This window comes from Microcoleus sp. B7-D4, from assembly GCF_036705125.1.
Classification (GTDB): Bacteria; Cyanobacteriota; Cyanobacteriia; order Cyanobacteriales; family Microcoleaceae; genus Microcoleus.
Genome location: NZ_JAUBTT010000038.1, coordinates 42,919 through 62,241 on the forward strand (window position 1 = coordinate 42,919; position 19,323 = coordinate 62,241).

The 19,323-nt window shown below is 44.2% G+C and carries 16 protein-coding genes; 4 read left to right on the plus strand and 12 right to left on the minus strand.

What is annotated here, in order from left to right:
- Window positions 1-194: 194 nt before the first annotated feature.
- Window positions 195-1,586 (minus strand): NB-ARC domain-containing protein, encoded by a 1,392-nt coding sequence (locus tag QUB12_RS16800; protein ID WP_333300700.1) that lies wholly within the window; start codon window positions 1,584-1,586, stop codon window positions 195-197.
- 212 nt (window positions 1,587-1,798) lie between these two features.
- On the opposite strand from QUB12_RS16800, the gene QUB12_RS16805 reads away from it, so the two are divergent.
- A complete protein-coding gene (locus tag QUB12_RS16805; protein ID WP_333142663.1) occupies window positions 1,799-2,002 on the plus strand; it encodes a hypothetical protein in 204 nt (67 codons plus the stop codon).
- A gap of 216 nt (window positions 2,003-2,218) precedes the next feature.
- Window positions 2,219-2,719 (plus strand): hypothetical protein, encoded by a 501-nt coding sequence (locus QUB12_RS16810; RefSeq protein ID WP_333307731.1) that lies wholly within the window; start codon window positions 2,219-2,221, stop codon window positions 2,717-2,719.
- 998 nt (window positions 2,720-3,717) lie between these two features.
- Here the strand turns inward: QUB12_RS16810 and QUB12_RS16815 are convergent.
- From QUB12_RS16815 to nadA, 11 genes are all read right to left on the minus strand, one after another.
- Window positions 3,718-5,313, minus strand: a complete 1,596-nt coding sequence (locus QUB12_RS16815; protein WP_333142661.1) for a tetratricopeptide repeat protein — start codon at window positions 5,311-5,313, stop codon at window positions 3,718-3,720.
- A gap of 318 nt (window positions 5,314-5,631) precedes the next feature.
- Complete coding sequence (locus QUB12_RS16820; protein WP_333307732.1) at window positions 5,632-6,051, minus strand: hypothetical protein; 420 nt, start codon at window positions 6,049-6,051, stop codon at window positions 5,632-5,634.
- A gap of 271 nt (window positions 6,052-6,322) precedes the next feature.
- Window positions 6,323-7,144, minus strand: coding sequence for an RNA polymerase sigma factor (locus tag QUB12_RS16825; protein ID WP_333142659.1), 822 nt, complete (start codon window positions 7,142-7,144; stop codon window positions 6,323-6,325).
- A gap of 385 nt (window positions 7,145-7,529) precedes the next feature.
- Window positions 7,530-8,102 carry a DUF2996 domain-containing protein gene (locus QUB12_RS16830; protein WP_333142658.1) on the minus strand — a complete coding sequence of 191 codons (573 nt, stop codon included), beginning with the start codon at window positions 8,100-8,102 and terminating at the stop codon, window positions 7,530-7,532.
- A 183-nt stretch (window positions 8,103-8,285) separates the two neighbouring features.
- Entirely contained in the window at window positions 8,286-9,173 is an 888-nt protein-coding gene (locus QUB12_RS16835; RefSeq protein ID WP_333142657.1) for a hypothetical protein, read from the minus strand.
- Window positions 9,174-9,311: 138 nt separating this feature from the next.
- Window positions 9,312-9,866, minus strand: coding sequence for a hypothetical protein (locus QUB12_RS16840; RefSeq protein ID WP_333104564.1), 555 nt, complete (start codon window positions 9,864-9,866; stop codon window positions 9,312-9,314).
- A 337-nt stretch (window positions 9,867-10,203) separates the two neighbouring features.
- A complete protein-coding gene (locus QUB12_RS16845; protein WP_333042098.1) occupies window positions 10,204-10,320 on the minus strand; it encodes a photosystem I reaction center subunit VIII in 117 nt (38 codons plus the stop codon).
- Between the two features lie 57 nt (window positions 10,321-10,377).
- A complete protein-coding gene (locus QUB12_RS16850) occupies window positions 10,378-10,887 on the minus strand; it encodes a photosystem I reaction center protein subunit XI (protein WP_333081456.1) in 510 nt (169 codons plus the stop codon).
- 114 nt (window positions 10,888-11,001) lie between these two features.
- Window positions 11,002-11,721, minus strand: a complete 720-nt coding sequence (locus QUB12_RS16855) for a TIGR04283 family arsenosugar biosynthesis glycosyltransferase (RefSeq protein ID WP_445300670.1) — start codon at window positions 11,719-11,721, stop codon at window positions 11,002-11,004.
- 410 nt (window positions 11,722-12,131) lie between these two features.
- Window positions 12,132-12,749, minus strand: a complete 618-nt coding sequence (locus QUB12_RS16860) for a TIGR04282 family arsenosugar biosynthesis glycosyltransferase (RefSeq protein ID WP_333307749.1) — start codon at window positions 12,747-12,749, stop codon at window positions 12,132-12,134.
- Window positions 12,750-12,950: 201 nt separating this feature from the next.
- Window positions 12,951-13,919: a quinolinate synthase NadA gene (gene nadA / locus QUB12_RS16865; RefSeq protein ID WP_333104543.1), complete on the minus strand. Its 969-nt coding sequence runs from the start codon at window positions 13,917-13,919 to the stop codon at window positions 12,951-12,953.
- Window positions 13,920-14,256: 337 nt separating this feature from the next.
- Here nadA and QUB12_RS16870 point away from each other — a divergent pair, with 337 nt between their 5' ends.
- Window positions 14,257-15,771 (plus strand): restriction endonuclease-related protein, encoded by a 1,515-nt coding sequence (locus tag QUB12_RS16870; protein ID WP_333307734.1) that lies wholly within the window; start codon window positions 14,257-14,259, stop codon window positions 15,769-15,771.
- A complete protein-coding gene (locus tag QUB12_RS16875; protein WP_333307736.1) occupies window positions 15,761-19,174 on the plus strand; it encodes a pPIWI_RE_Z domain-containing protein in 3,414 nt (1,137 codons plus the stop codon). Before QUB12_RS16870 ends, QUB12_RS16875 begins: the two co-directional genes overlap by 11 nt.
- Window positions 19,175-19,323 lie beyond the last annotated feature (149 nt).

Here is a 19,323-nt window from a genome sequence, read left to right on the forward strand (position 1 = left end):
CCTGATCTACTGTTTTGATTTTAGCTGCTGGCAGTCTATTTGCAAAATCGGGATGCTCCCTCTAAGTTTCTCACAGGCCGCAGCAAAACTTTACCGTCATTACCACTTATAGCTACTTGCTTTCCATCCAGGCTAAAACTTACAGAGCTCGAAGTTTCTTGATAATAAAACAAGCGATCGCCTTTCTCATTACCTTATTTTAGAAGAATTTGGGAATTTGCGATCGCATACTCTATCCATAAGGGTTTGAGAGTAAATAAACTTTCATCCTCTACTATCTTTTTTAATAAATACCGTCTATTTAAAGACCGTAAACCATCAGCAATATCGGTTATAGGCGAAGATAAACACGACTTCAAATCATCTATAGAAAATGCTTGTTTTGGCTGAGTGAGTGCAAAAATAATTTGTTGTTCTATTGGCGACAGTTCGATAAATTTTTGATTAAAAACCGACTTTAAATCCTCATTCAATAATGTGCTATTTTCATTAAGAAAACTGCTAACTTTGCCTGAAAATACGTCTTTAATTAAAGTTCCAATATGATGTAAATATAAAGGATTACCATCGTATAAATCAATTAATTTCGACCAATATTCTCGGTCTGTTAATTTGAAATTGCTCAAAAACTCTACATCATTTAAGCCGTTTAATTCTAATGTTTTAATCAGATCTAAATCATTATCTAAAGATACCATTTCTCGACATTTTTCTTGACTTATCAAAATTAAACTGCTTTGATGTTCAATTTGAGTTGTTATTTCAAATAAAGTTTTGTAATCACCATATTCTGGCTGATATTGTCCTGCTAGTTGACCCTTAATAAAAATATTTTCCAGATTGTCCAGAACAATTAAACATTTTTTCTGACGGAATATTTCAAATAACTTAGTTAATCGATCTTCGATATTTGTCAAACTTTTATTTTCATCGGATAAACGATTTAAAATATTAGTTAGTAAATCATTTAATGATTTAGGAAATTTGAGGCTTCTCCAAATAATCACTTCAAATTGTTGACTGTTTAAATCAATAAATCTTTTAACTAGAGTAGTTTTGCCAATTCCGGTTAATCCTAATACAGCAATTAAAGGAATATTTTGAGTAAGTATCCATTCTGAAAGGGTAGCGAGGTCGGAAGCGCGATCGTAAAATTTAGTAATTCTGGGTGCAATTGATAAATCTTGGTAATTAGATAGAGGATTAATTTCTGCTTCTGAAGTATCATTATTATGTTCGGATTTAGAAGTATTTGAATAAATATTAAAATTATGATTGCCTACAACATTAACATCATTTGCCTTAACAACCTGTGAGCCAATATATTCCATTCTTGCTGCCTCTATTGTGCTGAGAAAAGTTGATTGATTAACAGCTTTTTTTTGTAATCCTAATTGTGTTGAGATGATTTTGTAAAGTTTGGCGGCTATGTCAGCAACATATTTCTCATTATACCCATGATTTTTTCCAATATCACCATAAGTTTGGTCTTGGCAGATTCCTTCTATTGCTTTCTTTTGAATATCGCTCAAGTGTTTACCTGTTTCCGCAAAGACCAAGCGATCGACTGTTTCCTTAATATCCATAGATTGCATATTATAATCATTATGAGAAGGATTATTTAACGGTAGGTCTACTATATTAGATTTGATCCAGATTTGTCAATATTTTTCCAGATTTTCCCATATTTTTCTATATTAGCATTCCCTAGAAAAATCTAGAAAAATCTGGACACATATCAAATTAGCCTAGCTACGATTAGATTATTGTTTCTCTCTCCTAATAGGAGGAAAAGATCATGAGTTCCAAAAAAGACGACCACATATTGGAGCAAATGCGTCACAATGCTCACTTGGCACACGCTGGCCATCAGCTTAAACATCAAATGCAGCATACGCAGCAGCAATTTTCTGCTCCTAAGTTATCGGTGACACTAAATCAAATGCCTTCAGTATCTTTAAAACCTCTTATGGGAGGTTTCGGTGGGTCTGGCGGTTGCTAAACCACACAATATGATGTTTGCCTGAATGCTTTTCTTGTAGGGAGTTTGTCTACTAAGTCTCTACAAGATTGCATCACATTAATTAAACGGACATCATATTAGATATCATCAAAGCTAAATAAGAGTGATAGATTAACTTCACTCTTATTTTTTTGTCAGCGCGTAAGTCCCGATCGGGAGCATCCCGATTTTGTAGGATATATTTGCAAATTCGGGATGCTCCCCATTAAAACGATCATTCAAAAAACCCTTTTTGTTGTAGTCGGAGGGATTGCTACTCGGCTCTATATGCCTGAAAGAATGACCGATGACGTGGCTATTTTAGTATTAACTCAAGATGCTGCTAATCTTTATCGAGAATTAGAGCAAGCTGGTAGCACGAGAACGGGAGAACTTAGCATTGGTGGCAGCACTTGGGAATTGCCTGATGGTACTTATTTGGATGTAATTGAATCAAGAGATTCTTGGGTAAGAGAGGCAATTACAAATCCAAATAAAGCACCCGATGGATTGCCAATTATCGGATTGCCTTATCTGGTCTTGATGAAACTACAAGCTAGTCGCGGTATTGATATAGGAGATTTAACGCGGATGTTGGGAGGGGCTGACGAAACTGCTTTGCGGTTGGTAAGAAGGGCTGTACAAGATTTCCTGCCTGATGCTGTGGAAGATTTAGAAAGTTTAATTGTTTTGGGAAAGCTAGAAAGGAGTGAGTAATAATGGGACACAGGGACACCCCCTGACCCCCCCGAAGGCAGGGTGGATTAATTGTCGCAGGAGCAAGGTATTATAGTATTTGCGATCGGGTCTGACCCGATCGCAAATACTAGGATACATTTAAGTAGATGAGTGGGAAAATACATAAGTATGTCATTGTTCGTTAAACGTCGCAATTCGCTTAAGGTTCTAGCCGCTTTACATTCGGTTACACAGCAAGGTTTATTTGCGCCTACCTACTTATCCTCTGACAATAAATCCACCCTGCTTTACTACTCGTGAAACATACTTAGTCTGGTCAGATTCTGACTTTTTCAAGCCTAGGCCTTTAGATGTGCGCTTCCTGATGTAATTCTTTATTCTTGCGTCGCACGTACACGAACAGATCCACTAAACTCAGGCCTGTTTCTTTGCATATTTATTACCTTTACCGGATATATACCCATTCTTTTGGATATACATTGTTCTTTAGGGCTAGCCTGTAAATCTTCTATTTTTACGTCTATTCCGCCCACCCTGTCGGTGAGATAAAGCAATTTTAGGTTACCCACTAAGTTATCAGTTGTCTGGAAGCAAAGCGTTGTATTCCTCATATCTTTTGGCATTAAGTTCAATGTCTCTTGAGGACCGAGAGTCTTCTCTCCTAATAAAATCGTTTCTGCTAAGGATCGCGAATTAAATAACTTACAATTTTAATTGTTATTGTGGGATGGGCGTCTCGCCCGTCCAAAAAGGACGGGCGGGACGCCCATCCCACAAACTTGTGGAAGTTATTTAATTCTCATTCCTAAGGCTGTACCAACGAAACCCAAAGAGATACCAGCCGCAGCGATTAAAACCGCTGGTAGTTTTTTGACAATGCTCATACGACAATACCTCGTTTGTTGAAATTTACGTTGATTAGTGTTTTTTTCTTCCCACATCTTTTAGACGTTTTCCCACCCCAATTGGGGAATTTTTCGAGTTACGAGCATTATTTTCTCCCCAAAAATCCACTCTCAACTCCTAGAACCCTTCCCCTTCTTACCTTTCAACCGCAGCAAACTCTTCTCAACCTCCCCACGCGCTGGATACAATAACTGCTGACTCAAAGCAATTTCATAAGCCTGTATCGCCCCCAACTTATCCCTCAACCCCACGCAAGCTCTCCCTAACCAGTAGTCAGCCATAGCCCCGTTAAACGCTCTCAATTCCTGACATCCCTCACCGGCAACTTTCCACCAGCGCTGACTAGCCCCAACATCCCCCAGCACCTGGTAACTCTCCGCCAGCCACAACGCCGTCGGCACGAATTGCAGAGAAATTCCCGCTGGTAACAACTTCCATCCTTTCTCCAACGCCTCCACCGCTTCTTGATGTTTAAGCGCCAAAGCCAACACCCGCCCATGACGAAACCAAGTATCAACTAACTGCGGCTGAAGTTTTGTGCCCTGCTCAGAAACACTACATCCTCGTTCAATCTCTTTGAAGTGTTCCACCAACACCCGCCCCGCAGTCGCCCAAACACTCCAACGTTCAGGAAATCGTTTCAGCATCTGTTCTACCACAAAACGCAATTCTTCCCAGCGTTTGGCAGCCGGTAAAATTTCACACAAGACCTGATAAATTGCACAATTATCGGGATACAGTTGATAAGCATTCGCCATCATCTGTGCTGCTTTTTGATATTCTCCCGTGTCGTATAAGCACCGGCCATAGTAATACCAACCATAAGGATAATTGGGGTGTTCGGTGGTAAACTCTGCTAATACCTCCACACCTTGCCGCCAATCGCCTCGGAAAATGTGATAATAGCCCAGAGAATTGTGAGCCTCAGCCCCATGAGGAGTTTGTAGCAGTAAAGAGGTAATCATCTTTTTCGTCAGTTTCCCCTCTTCACCAGAAACTAATCTCATCTGAAGACGTTGCTCAATTTGTCGTTGCAGTACCCTAAAATCATTCGGAAATAGAGCTATAAGCTTGCTCAACTGCTCTGTTGCGGCGCTCATATCCCCCACCGCCAGATTCGCATCTTGGCTGTAAATCAACGCCACAACATCATCTGGGTTGATTGCCAAAATTTGCTCCACAGCACAGAGCACGCCAAGATGATTTTCTATCTGCTGATACACCTGTGCCAAAGCCAGCCGGTGAACGACTTTTTCAGGTTCTAAATGAGTTGCTAAATTAAAGGCAATAATTGCTTTGTCACTCTCACCCCGACAAACTGCAATCAATCCCTTGATATGATGCTGAGTCGCTTCGTTTTCGTAACACGACAAGGCTTTTTCATAGACTTCTATTGCCTCTTTTTCTCGTTTCATTAGCTGCAATAGTTTCCCTAGTTGCAGCCGCACACCCATTAATTGCGCTTGTCGCTCAATCACTTGATGATATTCGGCAACCGCTTGTTGCCAGTCTCCCATCTGGTAAAGCAAATTAGCTAGTTCTAACCTTTTTTTCCATCCTTGGGGATATTTCTGAACATACTTACTTAAAGAGTTCAATTTCTGCTCTTGTCTAATTGGCTTTTCTTCTAAGAAAAAGTGAACATTCATCTCTAGCCCAGAAGATTGGCAGAACTGCACCAATGATGTGGCAAAGTGTCCAGACATAATTTAGACTGGCTATAGATAAGGGGAAATAGAATAATTTACCTTGATCAGATTATGTCTTAGTTACTCAAACTGAACAAGCCCAAAAAGATTAATTATTATTAAGAAAAATTAATGTAATCGCGTCAATCAATGGCTCTCTCGTAAACAAAAAGCGATATCTAAGACGGGCGTTGCCTACGCACTCCGAAAAAAAGCGATCGCGCCCTTCGTCGAGTGGGCAAGATCGCTTTTTCTTCAAGTTTTTGAACACGGAAATGGAGCAGCACTAAGTTGGTAATGTCCCCAAAGTAAAAGAGATTTTACTCTCACGTATTATCATTTATTCCGTCTCATTTTATTTAGCTCGTCCATTATATTGTCCATATCCGTAAAATCATTTTCGTCCCTGAAAGTCTCTATTGAATCCCCTAACCAAAGTTGCAAAAAAGAAAAACACAGTTTAACTGGGAATTCTTTTACAGCGTTGCAGTGAGCAAATAATCTTTTCTGCCTGTCTACTGGATTCTTCCAGATTTCGTCAAATCTTGAGAACGTATAAGAAGCATACATCATTCTGCTGACTTGATTCCTAATATCACCAGCAATTAAATTAGTATCTGGTGTTAAATTTAACTGCCTAGATGGAATACTTTCCACAGGAAGTTTTACCGTGTCTGACTGAAACTTTTCAGAGGTAATCGAGTTGGTAGCAGCAAAGCTGCTTATGGATGTAGATGACCACAGGAGACTTGCCACGAGTGCGATCTGGATTTTGCGGGATGTACTCATTTTTTGTTAAGAAAGATGTAACTAATGCCTGGACTCTAAGCGGTTTTATCTGACCGCTTATTTATTAGTTAGACGTTTTCCCACCCCAATTTGGGAATTTTTCGAGTTACGAGCAAATTTTCTCCCCAAAAATCCCCCCTCAACCCCTAGAACCCTTGCTCATCTTACCGTTGAGCCGCTGCAATATCCTCTCAACTTCCCCAAAGGCGGGATAAACAACGGCTGACTCAACGCACTTTCATCTCCAGACTAGAAGAGTAGTACAGATGTAGGAATGATGGGGTAAAGTTTCCAGACATAGTACGGTGACTTGATAGCTAATTTCTTCATCCTGGCTTTTTGGGGGAATTAGTGATTCCCAATTGCATTGGGGTTGAGACTTTTCTGGCAAAGGAATTACCAACTTTAAGGCGGGCGAGGAAGAATTTAGAGGAGTATCATCTTCACCGGCCAGATATTTGGTTAAATGCCTTCGCAGAATTAGGCAGGCTTTGCTCACGCATTTGCGGACGTTTTCTTCAGAGCATAGAAATAGCTTGGCAATATCTTGATAAGATTTATTTTGGTAGTGGTATAAGACAAAAGTATCGCGGATTCTGGGAGGCAAGGAGTCAATTTTGTGGTGGATATATGCCTCCCATTCTAGGTTCATAATATTAGGTTCAGTAAATCCTAAGTTAGAATAAAATGCTGGATAATCTTCAAGTTTAATCTCGTCTATGTTTTCAATTATTAATGTTTCTCGTTTTCGTTTTCGATGGAAATCTATGCAGAAGTTATAGAGAAGTTGAGTTAACCAAGCTTTAGGACATTTAATTTGAATTCCATAGTTTTGCCATTCATTCCAGGCTTTAAGCATTGCCTGACTCAATACTTCTTCGGCATCGAGTGGGTTTGAGTTCATCCACTTGAAACAGCAATGGGAAAGATAATCTTGATGCGCCTGCCATTCTTGCCAAAAAATTGTATTTTTATCTTCAGTTTCATCCCACAGGATTGATGCCGCCACTGATTGAGAAGATGACCTGATTTTTTGAGTTCTATGGCTATTGCTTTCCATTTACAGGAGATTCCACATTTATGAAGTACACCAGCCTATCGTGAGCTTCCCCGTAGGGATACTCCAAGATCCCGTTGGTGTCAACAATCGCCTGAAAGCCTGTGATCAATCTCGTTTTTACCTGAGTCCAGATCCCCCTAAATCCCCCTTAAGAAGCAGGACAGTTTCATTCTCGGTAGGGGCCGTGCTACCCCTACTCCCCGTGCCGGCCCTCTTGGTCTGATCTGCCGATCAAATCCTCTAGGTCGGGGGTAGGCATTCTTGGCACTACAAGAGTCAAAATTCATGTTTTTGGTGAGAATGAAACAGCCCTGCCTTAAGAAGGAGAGTAGGGGTTGACTTTGAGTAAGTTATTGTCCCCCCCTCTTCTTATCCCGAACTCAGGTTAATTAAGATTTAGCCATTTTTGAGCGTTAAGCCGCTGGACGACGCCAAACACCATGAGGTCTAGTGTTACCTTGCGCTCATCTATCAAAAAAGGCTCTAAAGTGCTGGTTTTGGTCTTATTTTCCGCGCAGGAAAAGGCTCTTTGACTTTGAATATTTTCTTGAGGAAAATACAGGTTAAATTGGCGCTCTCCTTCTTGGAATTTACCAATTACCTGCCAGCAATCCCCGGCGGAACTCATCCCAAAAACGGGAAATTTTTGCTTGGTAAAACTCACCTCTAAATCCTTAACGCCCTGCTTAGTCAAAGCAGTTTGCAAAGCGGGCAAATAATCTTGTTGAATAAATTCCGCAAAGGGCTTGTCTTCAACAGCAGGTGCTTTTTCCTTTTTAGCTTTAGCTGGGGGCTTGTCGCCTTCGGCCTTGGCTGCGGGCTTTTTAGCAGCCGGCTGAGGCTTGTCAGTGCTGGGAAAGTCGCTTGTCTCGGCTGTGTCGGAACTCGGGGCGTGATCGATCGACGCACTGGGAGTTTCCGATTCGCCAGCGGTAGGATTTTTCGGTTCTTCTGACATTAACGCTTCCTGGTAAAAGTGATTCGGTAAGGAGTTGGGAGTTGAGCAAGCGGGCGATCGACTTTCTCGATCGCACACATTTTATCGAAAACCAACCTGAGAGAATGGCTAGTCAAAAAAATTTGAACTGAAAACACTCTCACAGGGCGATCGCCCGCAAACATCACAACTCCTTTGGTTATTCTAAATCTCAGCGACAGCTCGTTCAATCAAACGGCGGGCGAGAGTTTGAACACCGGTGTGTTCGTAGTAGTTGGTAGTCATGTCGAGGAATGCGCCCACGTAGTCCACCTTGTCTGCTGAAATATCTACAAAATTCTGCAAGTGGCCGAGTACGTTTTGGGGAGTCAAACCTCGATCGCTCACAAAAGAGCTCATCCAGCCAGAAACCGAGTTAAAGCTTTCGCCGATAAAGCCCAACTGGCCTGCGGGAGAGCCCCCTGGAATCATGCCGCCGATCGACTTAAAGGCCGAATTATCTTGCAAATCGTTCGGGGAGAGCCTCTGAATCCAAGACTGAGTTGCCATGATAAAGTCTGGGCCCAGAGGAATCAAACCATCGAAACAAACCAAAGCAGCCATCCGCATCAGGGATTCGCCGCCGTAGTCACCCAAGGATGCGGCAAAATCGCCGATGCTGTCGCCGGGAATGCCGTTGATTTGGCAAAAAGCGAGCAACTCAGTGACTAACTTCAGAGAAAGGTCGATCGTTTGAGCTTTTTCCGGCTTGGGAGTGAGATTGCCGAGCATGGACAAAAACGGCACATTTTGGGAGACTTTGTTAGCGAGGGCGGCAGTGCCCAAAGCCTTGTCGGCACTGTCGATCGTTTGGTAGAGCCAGAGAGCGCGCTGGTAGCCCTCAGATTTATCGTTGTACAGGTAGATGGCGCGCTCGCCAATTTGCTGGATCAGTTCTTCGTCTGTTTCGCCAGTAACGGTGCGAATGGTATTTTCAAAGCCAACTAAATTGTTCCACTCACCGGGAACCACAAAGTCAAGCGCTCGCAGGGCTTTGACAGTCATGTTGTCTTGAGGCAGTTGATCGACTAATTCAAAGACTGTTTTGCTCACAAAAAACTCCTTATGCTGGAACGAAAATCAAAGGTATTACTTTTGGCAGATGGCAAAAACTTCAAACTCTCTTTGTGGCAAATTTAGTTTTGATAGCGCCCGACTCAAGTCTGGCGCGGAGTTTGACAAGAGACATTGCTACTTGACGCGGGCGAGGCCGCCGAGGTTAAATTTTGACAGCCAAGCTTCGCGATCGCTGGCGGTAAAAGAGGGATTGCGGGATTGAACTTTCACCTGATAGCGATTTGCTACTAAAACAGCGGTGATATTAGCACCCTGATTAATGGCGGGATAGCCGGCAATTTGCTTGGTACTTTGTTGGAATTTTGCACCGGCGTTGGGGTTGCCGGCGATGTCGTTAATCGAGAGCACCGCGACATTTTTACCGTCTTTGTTCAACTTAGCTTCAGCAAAACCGGATTTTTCTTGAGCAAAAACGCGATCAAATCCACCGCCAGAAGCCGGGAAGTATTTATTTAACTTACCGCCTGCAACTGCCTTCTTGGGCAGGTTTTGATTACTAGCACTTGATTTATCACCAGTTGTCTGCTGTGCTTTACCAGGCTTTTGGGTGCTTTCCTGCTGGGCTTTGTCCCAGCGTGATTGGGTTGGGGTTTGACCGCAGGCGGTCACTAACAGCAGTACCGAGATCAGGAATGGAGCTAAAATTCGGCGAGCGGGGGAAAATTGCATCGCTGTCTCCTCATTAGTAGGTTTCCATAACAATTGTGGCTCAGAATTTGGCAATTTGTGTTCCCCGATCGGATGATTTGTCTTCTTTGCAAAAAAATCCTCTACCTGCAGGCAGAGGATTTTTTTGCAATTACGAGTTTTGAAGGAAGAAAACTGAAAGATTGCTCCACAGATAAAGTCTGGGGATGGGGGTAAAGAAACTAAGTTTTCTGATCGCCAGCAATCTCAAAACAATTTTTGCTGATTTTCCCTAGATTTATCTAGAAATTTCAGAGCAATTGTTCGTCCATCGTCTTACTTGGGCTTTCCCACTTAGGTCTTACTTTAGGGGTAAGGATCAGGCGTCGCTTTCAATGTAGATAAACAACAAACCCATTACCACAACCGGCATCACCCAGGTAATTAGGGGAATCAAAATCCAAGGCAAGAAAGAGGCAGCGTAGGAACCTGTCATATCAAATTCTCCAAACTAAAGTTAGTGTGTTCCAACAGGGATATTTGGGAGTCGAGTCTAATTGTTGACTAAACCCCGGAAAATGGCATCAACGCCGTTAAAGTTTTCGAGTAAGAAGTAGGCAACAAAGACACCACCCATTCCACCAATGAAGAAACCACCGGTAAACTGGCTCCACCCTTCAGCATTTCTGAGGGCATCAGGGGTCATGGGATTAGCGCTAGGGTAGCTGGTGTTGTCTTGTTTGAAAGAGACTAAACCGTAAGCAGACATACCTAGTGTGCCAAGCAGAACTAAGACGAGGGCTGTATATAATCCTCCGAGATTAGCTGCTTCTGGATAATCCCGCAGGGGTCCGAAGACGATTTCGGGACCGACGAGGAAATAACCGTGTGCCAAACCAATTTCTAGGCCTCGAATTAGGGGCGAGAGTCCTTTGCGGTAGACGGGCAAGTTCCCAATGAATGCTTTTGTGAAATCAGAAGCACTGATGGGAGTTGCGAGATGACCCGTGAAGGGGTCGCCGTTAAAGGGTTTAATCAGCTCTGCATCTCTGGGATCGGCCATATTCTCTTTTTCCTCGCTGTGCGTAAAAGTTGAGGCGTTCAAGTCATATTTTACGCAGGGACGTGTTTCCTATTTGCATAATTGGCAGCGAGCTTTAGAAAAGTTCACTATTCTTTAGTTTTTGGAAGAATTTTTCTTTTGCCTCTTATACCAGAAAGCGAGTCGATCGGGCGACACTCCCAGGAAATAAGCGATGATTACTATTTGATTAATGGCGGTGGTTTTGATCACCCCAAGCTGCTGCCAGCGACGGGCGGATGTCAGCACTGGCTGGGGTACTATTTCAATGCGGCCTTGTTTTTTCAATCGACGCACGAATTCAAAGTCTTCCATCAGGGGCAAGTCGGGAAAACCGCCGATTTTGTCAAAGGTAACTGCCTTGAGGAAAATAGCTTGATCGCCGTAGGGCATTTGCAGAAAGTTCGATCGCCAGTTTACCCCTGTTTCTACCAGCCGGAGGCTGAGCCTGCGGGCGTCAATCTTGAGTTCAAAGGCCCCCGCTACTGCCGACGGGTTAGCTAGTACCCGACGCGCGCAAGAGTCGTACCCGCGAGGCAAAAGAGTGTCTGCGTGGAGAAACAGCAGGATCTCTCCAGTAGCTGCGGTGGCACCTGCATTCATTTGGGTGGCGCGGCCTGGGGCGGTGCAGATAACTCGGACGCCCAAAGATTTTGCTATATCTGTAGTACCGTCGCTGCTGCCGCCGTCGGCGACAATTATTTCGACATTTTTGGCCTCAAGGGCGGTGGAGATGACTGAGGCAATTGTAGGTGCTTCGTTTAAGACTGGAACGATCAGGGAAATTTTGAGATTGGGATTTTCTGGCGACAACATACAGAATTAAGCAGCCCGTGAGAGAGAGCGGGTTTTGTACAAAGCTGATTTTGCCCATTTCTGACCCCGGGCTCGCCCCTACATTTTGCCTTAACGTGAGAGTTTGGTAAAAAACAAAGCTATTAGTTGCTCATTTTTTACACCTGGCCCGCGCCTACATTGGGCTTTCATCTGGCGGGGCGGGTTTTGTACAAAGCGGAGCTGTTTGTTGCTAATTTTGTTGGTAATTTTTTGCTTTTTCTCGCGCCTGGGACTATTGTCCCAAGCGCTGTCTAACTGCTACTGAGATTCAGCATTTGGTTAGACAAATACAATTACTATATTATGACGTTCTGGTTTCACAATCAAGTATTTTTCTCAAATTATATATGACAATTTCTAATAACTTATAACGGTTAAATAGAGTTTAGTTATTTCAACATATTAATATCTAAACCGAGGAGATCTTCTGGTCGATCGATATCTGCAAGAGTGGGAAGATAAGCAATATTGAGATCGAGCTTTTGGGCGATCGCCCGCGTACAAGCCAATACTTGACTGGTTCCCCAGTGAATGCCACCGAACAATTCCGGTATCGATCGCCGCAGCCCGATCAGATAATAACCTCCGTCTTTTGCCGGGCCCAAAACTAAATCGTGCTGACTCAATTCCTCAAAAGCTTGTGCCATGATTTCTGCTTTCAAACCCGGACAATCAGTGCCGATAATTGCAGTTTTATCCACCCCTGAATTAAAAGAGTTTTGAAAAGCTGCTGTCATTCTTGCGCCCAAATCGCCGTCTATTTGATTTTGACAAATAATATCAGTTCCCAACCACTCTTGCATCAGTTGTTGGCTGCCGCCGGTTCGGTGAATTTCTACCGATAATTGGCGGAATTTTTGGAGAGAGAGCGCGCAGGCGATCGTCCGTTGGGCCATCAAGCGGTGAAGGTTGGCAGCGCCTGTTTTTCCCAGCACCGGAATTAGTCGAGTTTTGGTTGTTCCCGGTTCGGGATAGCGGGTGAAAACAATCAGTTTTTCTAAAATCATCGATTGTCCATAATTTTTAAAGAAATGACCTAATGCAGTGCTGGACGCACGCGGGGCTAAAAACCCGGTTTCTGTGGCGAGCATCCGCAATTTTTCGGAGAAACCGGTTTTTTCGCGTCCATGATTACTAATTTAATCCGTGGATTCAACCCATCCTAAAATACTGTCAACTGTCAACTGACAACTGTCAACTGTCAACCGTTAGCTCATTTCTAGCATTCGTTGGATCGGCTGCAAAGCTGCTAGTTGAATATCTAGGGGCATGGTAATTTCAGGGGTTTGATTTTTCATAGCTAGATACAATTTTTCCAAGGTATTTAATCTCATGTGCGGGCATTCGTTGCAAGCACAACTATTATTGTTGGGAGGAGCGGGGATGAAGCGTTTGTGCGGAGCTTGCTTTTGCATTTGGTGAATGATTCCCGGTTCAGTCGCGACAATAAAAGCTTGGCTGGAACTGGCTTGAGAATATTTGAGCAAAGCGGTGGTGGAGCCGATGTAATTGGCGTGGCGCAGCACGGGAGGTTCGCATTCTGGGTGGGCAATTATTTCGGCTTCGGGATTTTCGATTTTGAGTTGAACTATCTTTTTTTCTGAGAAGTTTTCGTGGACGATGCAGGCTCCTTGCCAGATTTCCATGTTTCTGCCGGTTTGTTCCATGACGTAGCGGCCGAGATTGCGATCGGGCCCAAAAATTATCGGCTGATTTTCGGGAATTTGGTTGACAATTTTAACCGCGTTAGAACTGGTGCAAATTATATCGCTCATTGCCTTAATTGCGGCGGTACAATTAATGTAGGAAATTACTAAATGTCCTGGTCGATCGGCTTTGAAAGCTGCAAAGGCTTCGGGAGGGCAACTGTCGGCGAGGGAACACCCAGCATTTAAGTCTGGCAACAACACTAATTTGTCGGGATTGAGAATTTTTGCGGTTTCGGCCATGAAATGAACTCCGGCAAAAACTATGACTTCGGCGCTGGTGTTGGCGGCTTTGCGGGCAAGTTCTAGGGAGTCGCCAATGAAGTCTGCGATGTCTTGAATCTCGGAGTCTTGGTAATAGTGGGCGAGAATGACGGCGTTTAACTCTTGTTTGAGGGCGTTAATGGCTGCAAACAAGTCGTGGGGCAGTCGGGTTTGAGTAAAGTTCGGAGCAGGTGCGGTGGTAAACACAGTTAGAATATTCCGGGGAAGGTGCGGGCTGGACTCAAGTGTATTTTGAATTATAGTTGAATTCACCAAAAACGGTGGGCAGTTGGGCCAGAGGTAGAAAATTTGCCATAGGTTAACCGACTGACTGGCAATGGGAGCAAGATTTTGCGATCCAAGGGTGGACTCAGCTAAGTTTTTACCTGACTCTAATTAGACTGAAAGCTTTATCCCGCAAGATATTCACAGGTAAATGACTACCTTGAGCCACGAGTATTTTGAGTAGCCTCTATTGACATCCTTTATTTACATCGTTTACTGTAATCAGTATACGCTGTAAAGTGGTTGGTTTTATACATCTATGTACTTTGAAGACGATCGCCAGTGGGAGGGAACTGCTGAGTTTCTGACAAAAGAACTAAAACGACGGATTGAGCAGCTTGGGCTATCTGTGGAACCACCAGCCTTACGAACTGTGCGATCGTGGAGATCCAAGCAACTCCTGTCACAGCCGAAAGGTCAAGAATTTCGGTTTCGGCAGATTTTAGAAGGACTGGCAACAGCACTTTTGCTCAAGAAAGGCTGGACACTGGCCGCGATCGTTCAAGTTTTACCCTCATTCCCAGACGCAACATTGGAGCAACAAATTCTTGCCGAGGCTGATGGTCAAGACCCAACCTGGTTGCCACAAATGCAAACAACGACATTGCCATTACCCACAGGACACGCCAGCACGATCGATTTCGCTGAAGATACTGTTATATTGCTGGCCCAGGGAATTCTGCGACAATACACAAGAATTCTCAATCGAGACATCGTTCGCCAAGACGATGATAGTATGCCATCGGAACTTTATCGGGCTATGTGCAAGTTGGGCAGGCTGTATATCGAATCCGGACAAAGCGATCGCGCCGCTTGCGTGCATACGGTTTTGGAACGTGCTAGATATCCCCTCAATAAGTGGGAATTAGATATTTTTTGTCACGCCGATTTTGACTCTGGTCAAGTAATTCTCATCGATCCAGACTTGCGAGTGCCAACCCCAGATTGTGCAGTAATTGCCAACAGTAAAGGCACTTTTGGCGAAGATAATATCATCGAACACCGCCTGTACCAACGGTTGCGCGACGCAACTGAACGATTGGGAATTCGCCGCCAGCACAAAGCTTATACGGCTTTGCGATCGCTATTTGGCCGCCGATCGCTCATCGGAGAACACCAACTCTTAGAGTATTTACGTGATAACGATTTAACCCCTTTACAGGGAATGATTGTTGACACCTTTTTTGATAGCGTGCCGGATGTCTGGTTAATTGACGGACACGCTCATCGCTGCGCGTATTGCGGTACGCTGATGCGCCCCTATCCCAATAAAGAACTTTTTCCCGATGGGCGATGTCCGATTCGCCAATGCCTCGGTCACAACTCCTCAAAAGCAAAAGTTTCGGAGAAATTAGACCCAAACCAAGACCGCTTGCTCATCGCCCAGCCGCAAATTTTAACCTATTGGACTGGGCCGGCGATCGACGAATTAGCAATTTTTAAGGCTGCCATAAAAAACGGACTAGATGCCGAACTTTACCCAGAATCAGACCTATGCGATGTAGCAATTAACGGTCGCAATATTGGTATTGATGCTAAGTCATACACCAGTCCTGTCTCCCTTGCTTTGCGCCTCAACCGCACTGGCATCGGAGGGCTGATTCACTACCGCCGCCGCATCATTGCCGTCAGCCACCAATTAATTGAGGAGCGGCCAGATTACCTCTCTACTTTCCGGTCAGCGATCGATAAAAAAGGCGATCCTGCTACTCTCGAAATTCTGTCTGTTTCACAAGTCATACAGTTGTTAAAGAAAATCAAATATGAGAATTAAACCAGATTTCTGGACGGGAATAGATCGCATTTGCTGGCTGTGTGTCTTGATGGCAGAATTTATCGAGACTAATTCCCTAGAATATGCCCCTTTAACGATATCGGGAATGGCGAGTATCATCAATGCACCCGCGTTGACAAAAGCCCGCCAAGCCATTTTCAATATGCGCCTGATGTCGCTGGCTTACGTGACAGAACAGTCAGTGAAACACGCCGTTGCTATTTATAACGATCGCCACTACCGCAACAAAACTCAAGGAACCTATAAAATTAACTTAGAAACACTTCACTTTCAACGCACAGACCCCCTAGAAGACCCTTTAATTGCCCAAGCACGTCAAATTCTGGGCCAGCCTTTGGCACACCAATTTTACAGCGCCACCTTTGCCGATCCCCGCCAGCAAATGGCCGTTGCTTTAGGTGAAGAAACAACAGCCGCGAGAGTGCCAATTGGGCCGATCGCAGCCCCACTTGCGCCGCGCCGCACCCATTCCCTCGATCGCCTGCCGAAAGCAAAAATCCGCATTCCCCTTGCGGAACTGTACGAGTTAGCAGTTGAGATGGATGAACGCGAAGCAAATCACCCTGAAAAAAGACGGGGTAGCTGGGTACAACGGTTTGAACATTTTGCAATTAAAGTGCCAGAAATTGGTCAGGGTTTGCGGGAAGAAACAGTCATCGAATTAGAAGGCATCAAGCACTTAATTGGACTGCCTGGATCGGGCAAAACAACTTTGCTCGTATTGATAGCTGTATGGTTGGGAAAACGCGGTTATAAAGCGATGTTTGTGTTTCCCTCTATTGAAGTTGCCAGACAGTACATGGCAGAACTAGCATTTCACGAAATTAAAGTGGGAATGCTAGTCGGTCAAAGCGATGGAACTCGTCGCCGACACGCTAACAATATTGCCGAGGCGATCGCAGCATCAGGGGGAAATGGCGGCTTTGCCTATAGTTTGGAACAGGCAGAAGTTTTTGGCTTAAATTGCGTCTTACCTGCGTTTTCTACTGCTGATACTTCGATGTGGGGATTTGGTTATGCACCCTGCAAGGAAATTTTACAAAGCGGTGGCAAAAAAGGGCAAATGAAAAAGTATCTTTGTCCGGTTTGGACGATGTGCGGCCGCCACAAAGCACCCCGCGATTTGCTAGATGCCGATATTTGGGTCGGCCACGTTCTCTCAATGGATACTGAAGTACCACCCCATGCCATTCGCGATCGCATTCGTTATTTTGAATTAATTGCCCGGACATTTGATGTCGTAGTTTTTGACGAAGCAGATATGGTGCAATCAACTCTGGATGCTTACGGTGCGGCAACTTTAAAACTTTCAGGTGCGGCAGATTCTATCCATTTAGTCATTCAAGAACAAATTCACAATCGTTTTGCTCGCGGCGAAAATTATCGATTGTTCGATCGAGATGTAGAACTTTATAGCCGCGATCTAGCAGAATTTGGCAATCACAACACATCGTTAATTACTGCCGTTCAAAATATGCCCTCATCGCCAGTCGGCAAACGCTATGAGAATCAGTTATTAACCGTTCTGAGAATAGTCAGCGATTTGTTGGATGGCTTTGAGAAAACTTCTAAACGCGATCGCCTTGACGAAGATGAAGTCAAACAGGGATTTAGCAAAAGTCGAGCCTTGAAAGAATTCTGGGAAACGGCTGCTTACCATGCTTTTTACGATCGCACGGGCATTGAACCGCACGATCGGCTAAACATGGATCTGTGCGCTCAAAGGCTGGGAATAAACGCCGACACGCTCAAACAGCAATGGGAAACTCAAATTCTTTATTTTCGTCGTTATTTAGCGGAGAATCTGATCGAACGGCGCGATAAAATAGTCAAAAAAATTGCCGAATTGTTTTTGCCTTTGTGTTTTAAGGATGGCACTGCATCAGGCGAAGCTCAGGATACGATTACCTTACTTGTTTGCGTTACTTTCGTGATTTTAGGCTATCAGCGGATCGTACCGCAAACTAGAACAATGGTAGCAGAAGGACTGATTCGGGAACCGATTGTCGAATCAACGGCAACACCGGAACTGCGACAACTGATTCCTGAGAATATTTTGGGGTCTTTTTCGGGCGTGAAATACAGTTGTGAATCGGCACAAACTACTCGCTCTCAAGCCCGAAATGTGGAACTGTCTTATATTATTTTTGTGGGCGCGCCTCGGATGTTAATGCACCGTTTTCATCAGTTATTTGAGGCAGATGGCGAACTGACAGGGCCGGCAGTTTTAATGACTTCAGCTACCTCATTTCTCGAAGCAAGTCCTGCTTATCACATTAACTCTGGGCCGGATTATCTGCTGAAACCGCGGCAAACAGAACACGCTCCCAAAAAGAGCATTTACCGCTTCAAATGGCTGCCAGATCGCGAATCGCGCGATGAACCTCTCCGATATAGCGGTGCAGGCGAACTGCGCGATCGCAATTTAGAAAAAATGGTAGACGCGCTGGTGCGGGGAGGAAACCAGAAATCTGAGATTTACAAATCCATCCTCAACTTTGACGTGCGACATGATATTTACCGCAAAGCAGCCTTAATTGTTAACAGCTACGAACAAGCTCGTACCATTAAGAAATTTATCAACGATTATCATCCAGAAATCGGCAAAAGAACCAAAGCAGTTGTTAATTTACTCAAACCCGGAGAGCAACCAACAGATTTTGTTACAACTGCTCAGTGCGAGGCTTTAGGAGATGATGAAACTTGCGATATTATCATTTTTCCGCTGTTGGCGATCGGTAGAGGTGTGAATATTGTTTTCACCAAAGGAGATAGGAAACTCGATGCAGCCATTGGTACAATTTATTTCCTCACCCGTCCCCACCCCACGACTGACGATACGCAACTTTTGTACAGTCTAGCCGGAAAAGCTACCCAAGAATTTGACAGTCGAGTTTTTACTGAATCCGAAGACTTGCCAGCAATTTATAATACTTGGAAACAGTCCCGAAAACTACTCTGGAAAACGGCTAATCGGCTGTTACGCGAACCTCTCATGGCTAGCCGTTTGGGTGAAGATTTATTTAAACCGTTTACGGCAAATCAGATGGTTGGGATTTTGCAAACAATTGGGCGCGGGATGCGAAATGGATGTCCCGTACAAGTTTACTTTGTCGATGCAGCTTGGGCAATTAAATCTACTAAAAATGAACCTGACTCCGGGCGGGACAGTATGCTAGTTCAGATGCGAATTATTTTAGAAGAATGCGTCAAGCATCCCGATCCAGTGATTCGAGAAATTTATCAAGAACTTTACGGTGCATTTCTGGAGCCCCTGCGGCGCATTAATGGCATAGTTTACCCGGAAAGTTTACGCGATTCAGAAGGTTTGACAGAGGAAGAAGACGATTTTAATGATTTTTCGCCTTTATTGGAGATGTAAGCATGAACGACGAAATTTTGGACGAAATTGAATTCGATCGCGACGGCGAAGTAAAGCAGTCCTGGACGCACTCAGACCAAAGAAACCGGGTTTTTTACCGAATCTACGGGCTGTAACGAAATATTTTCGTAAAAAAACCCGGTTTCTGG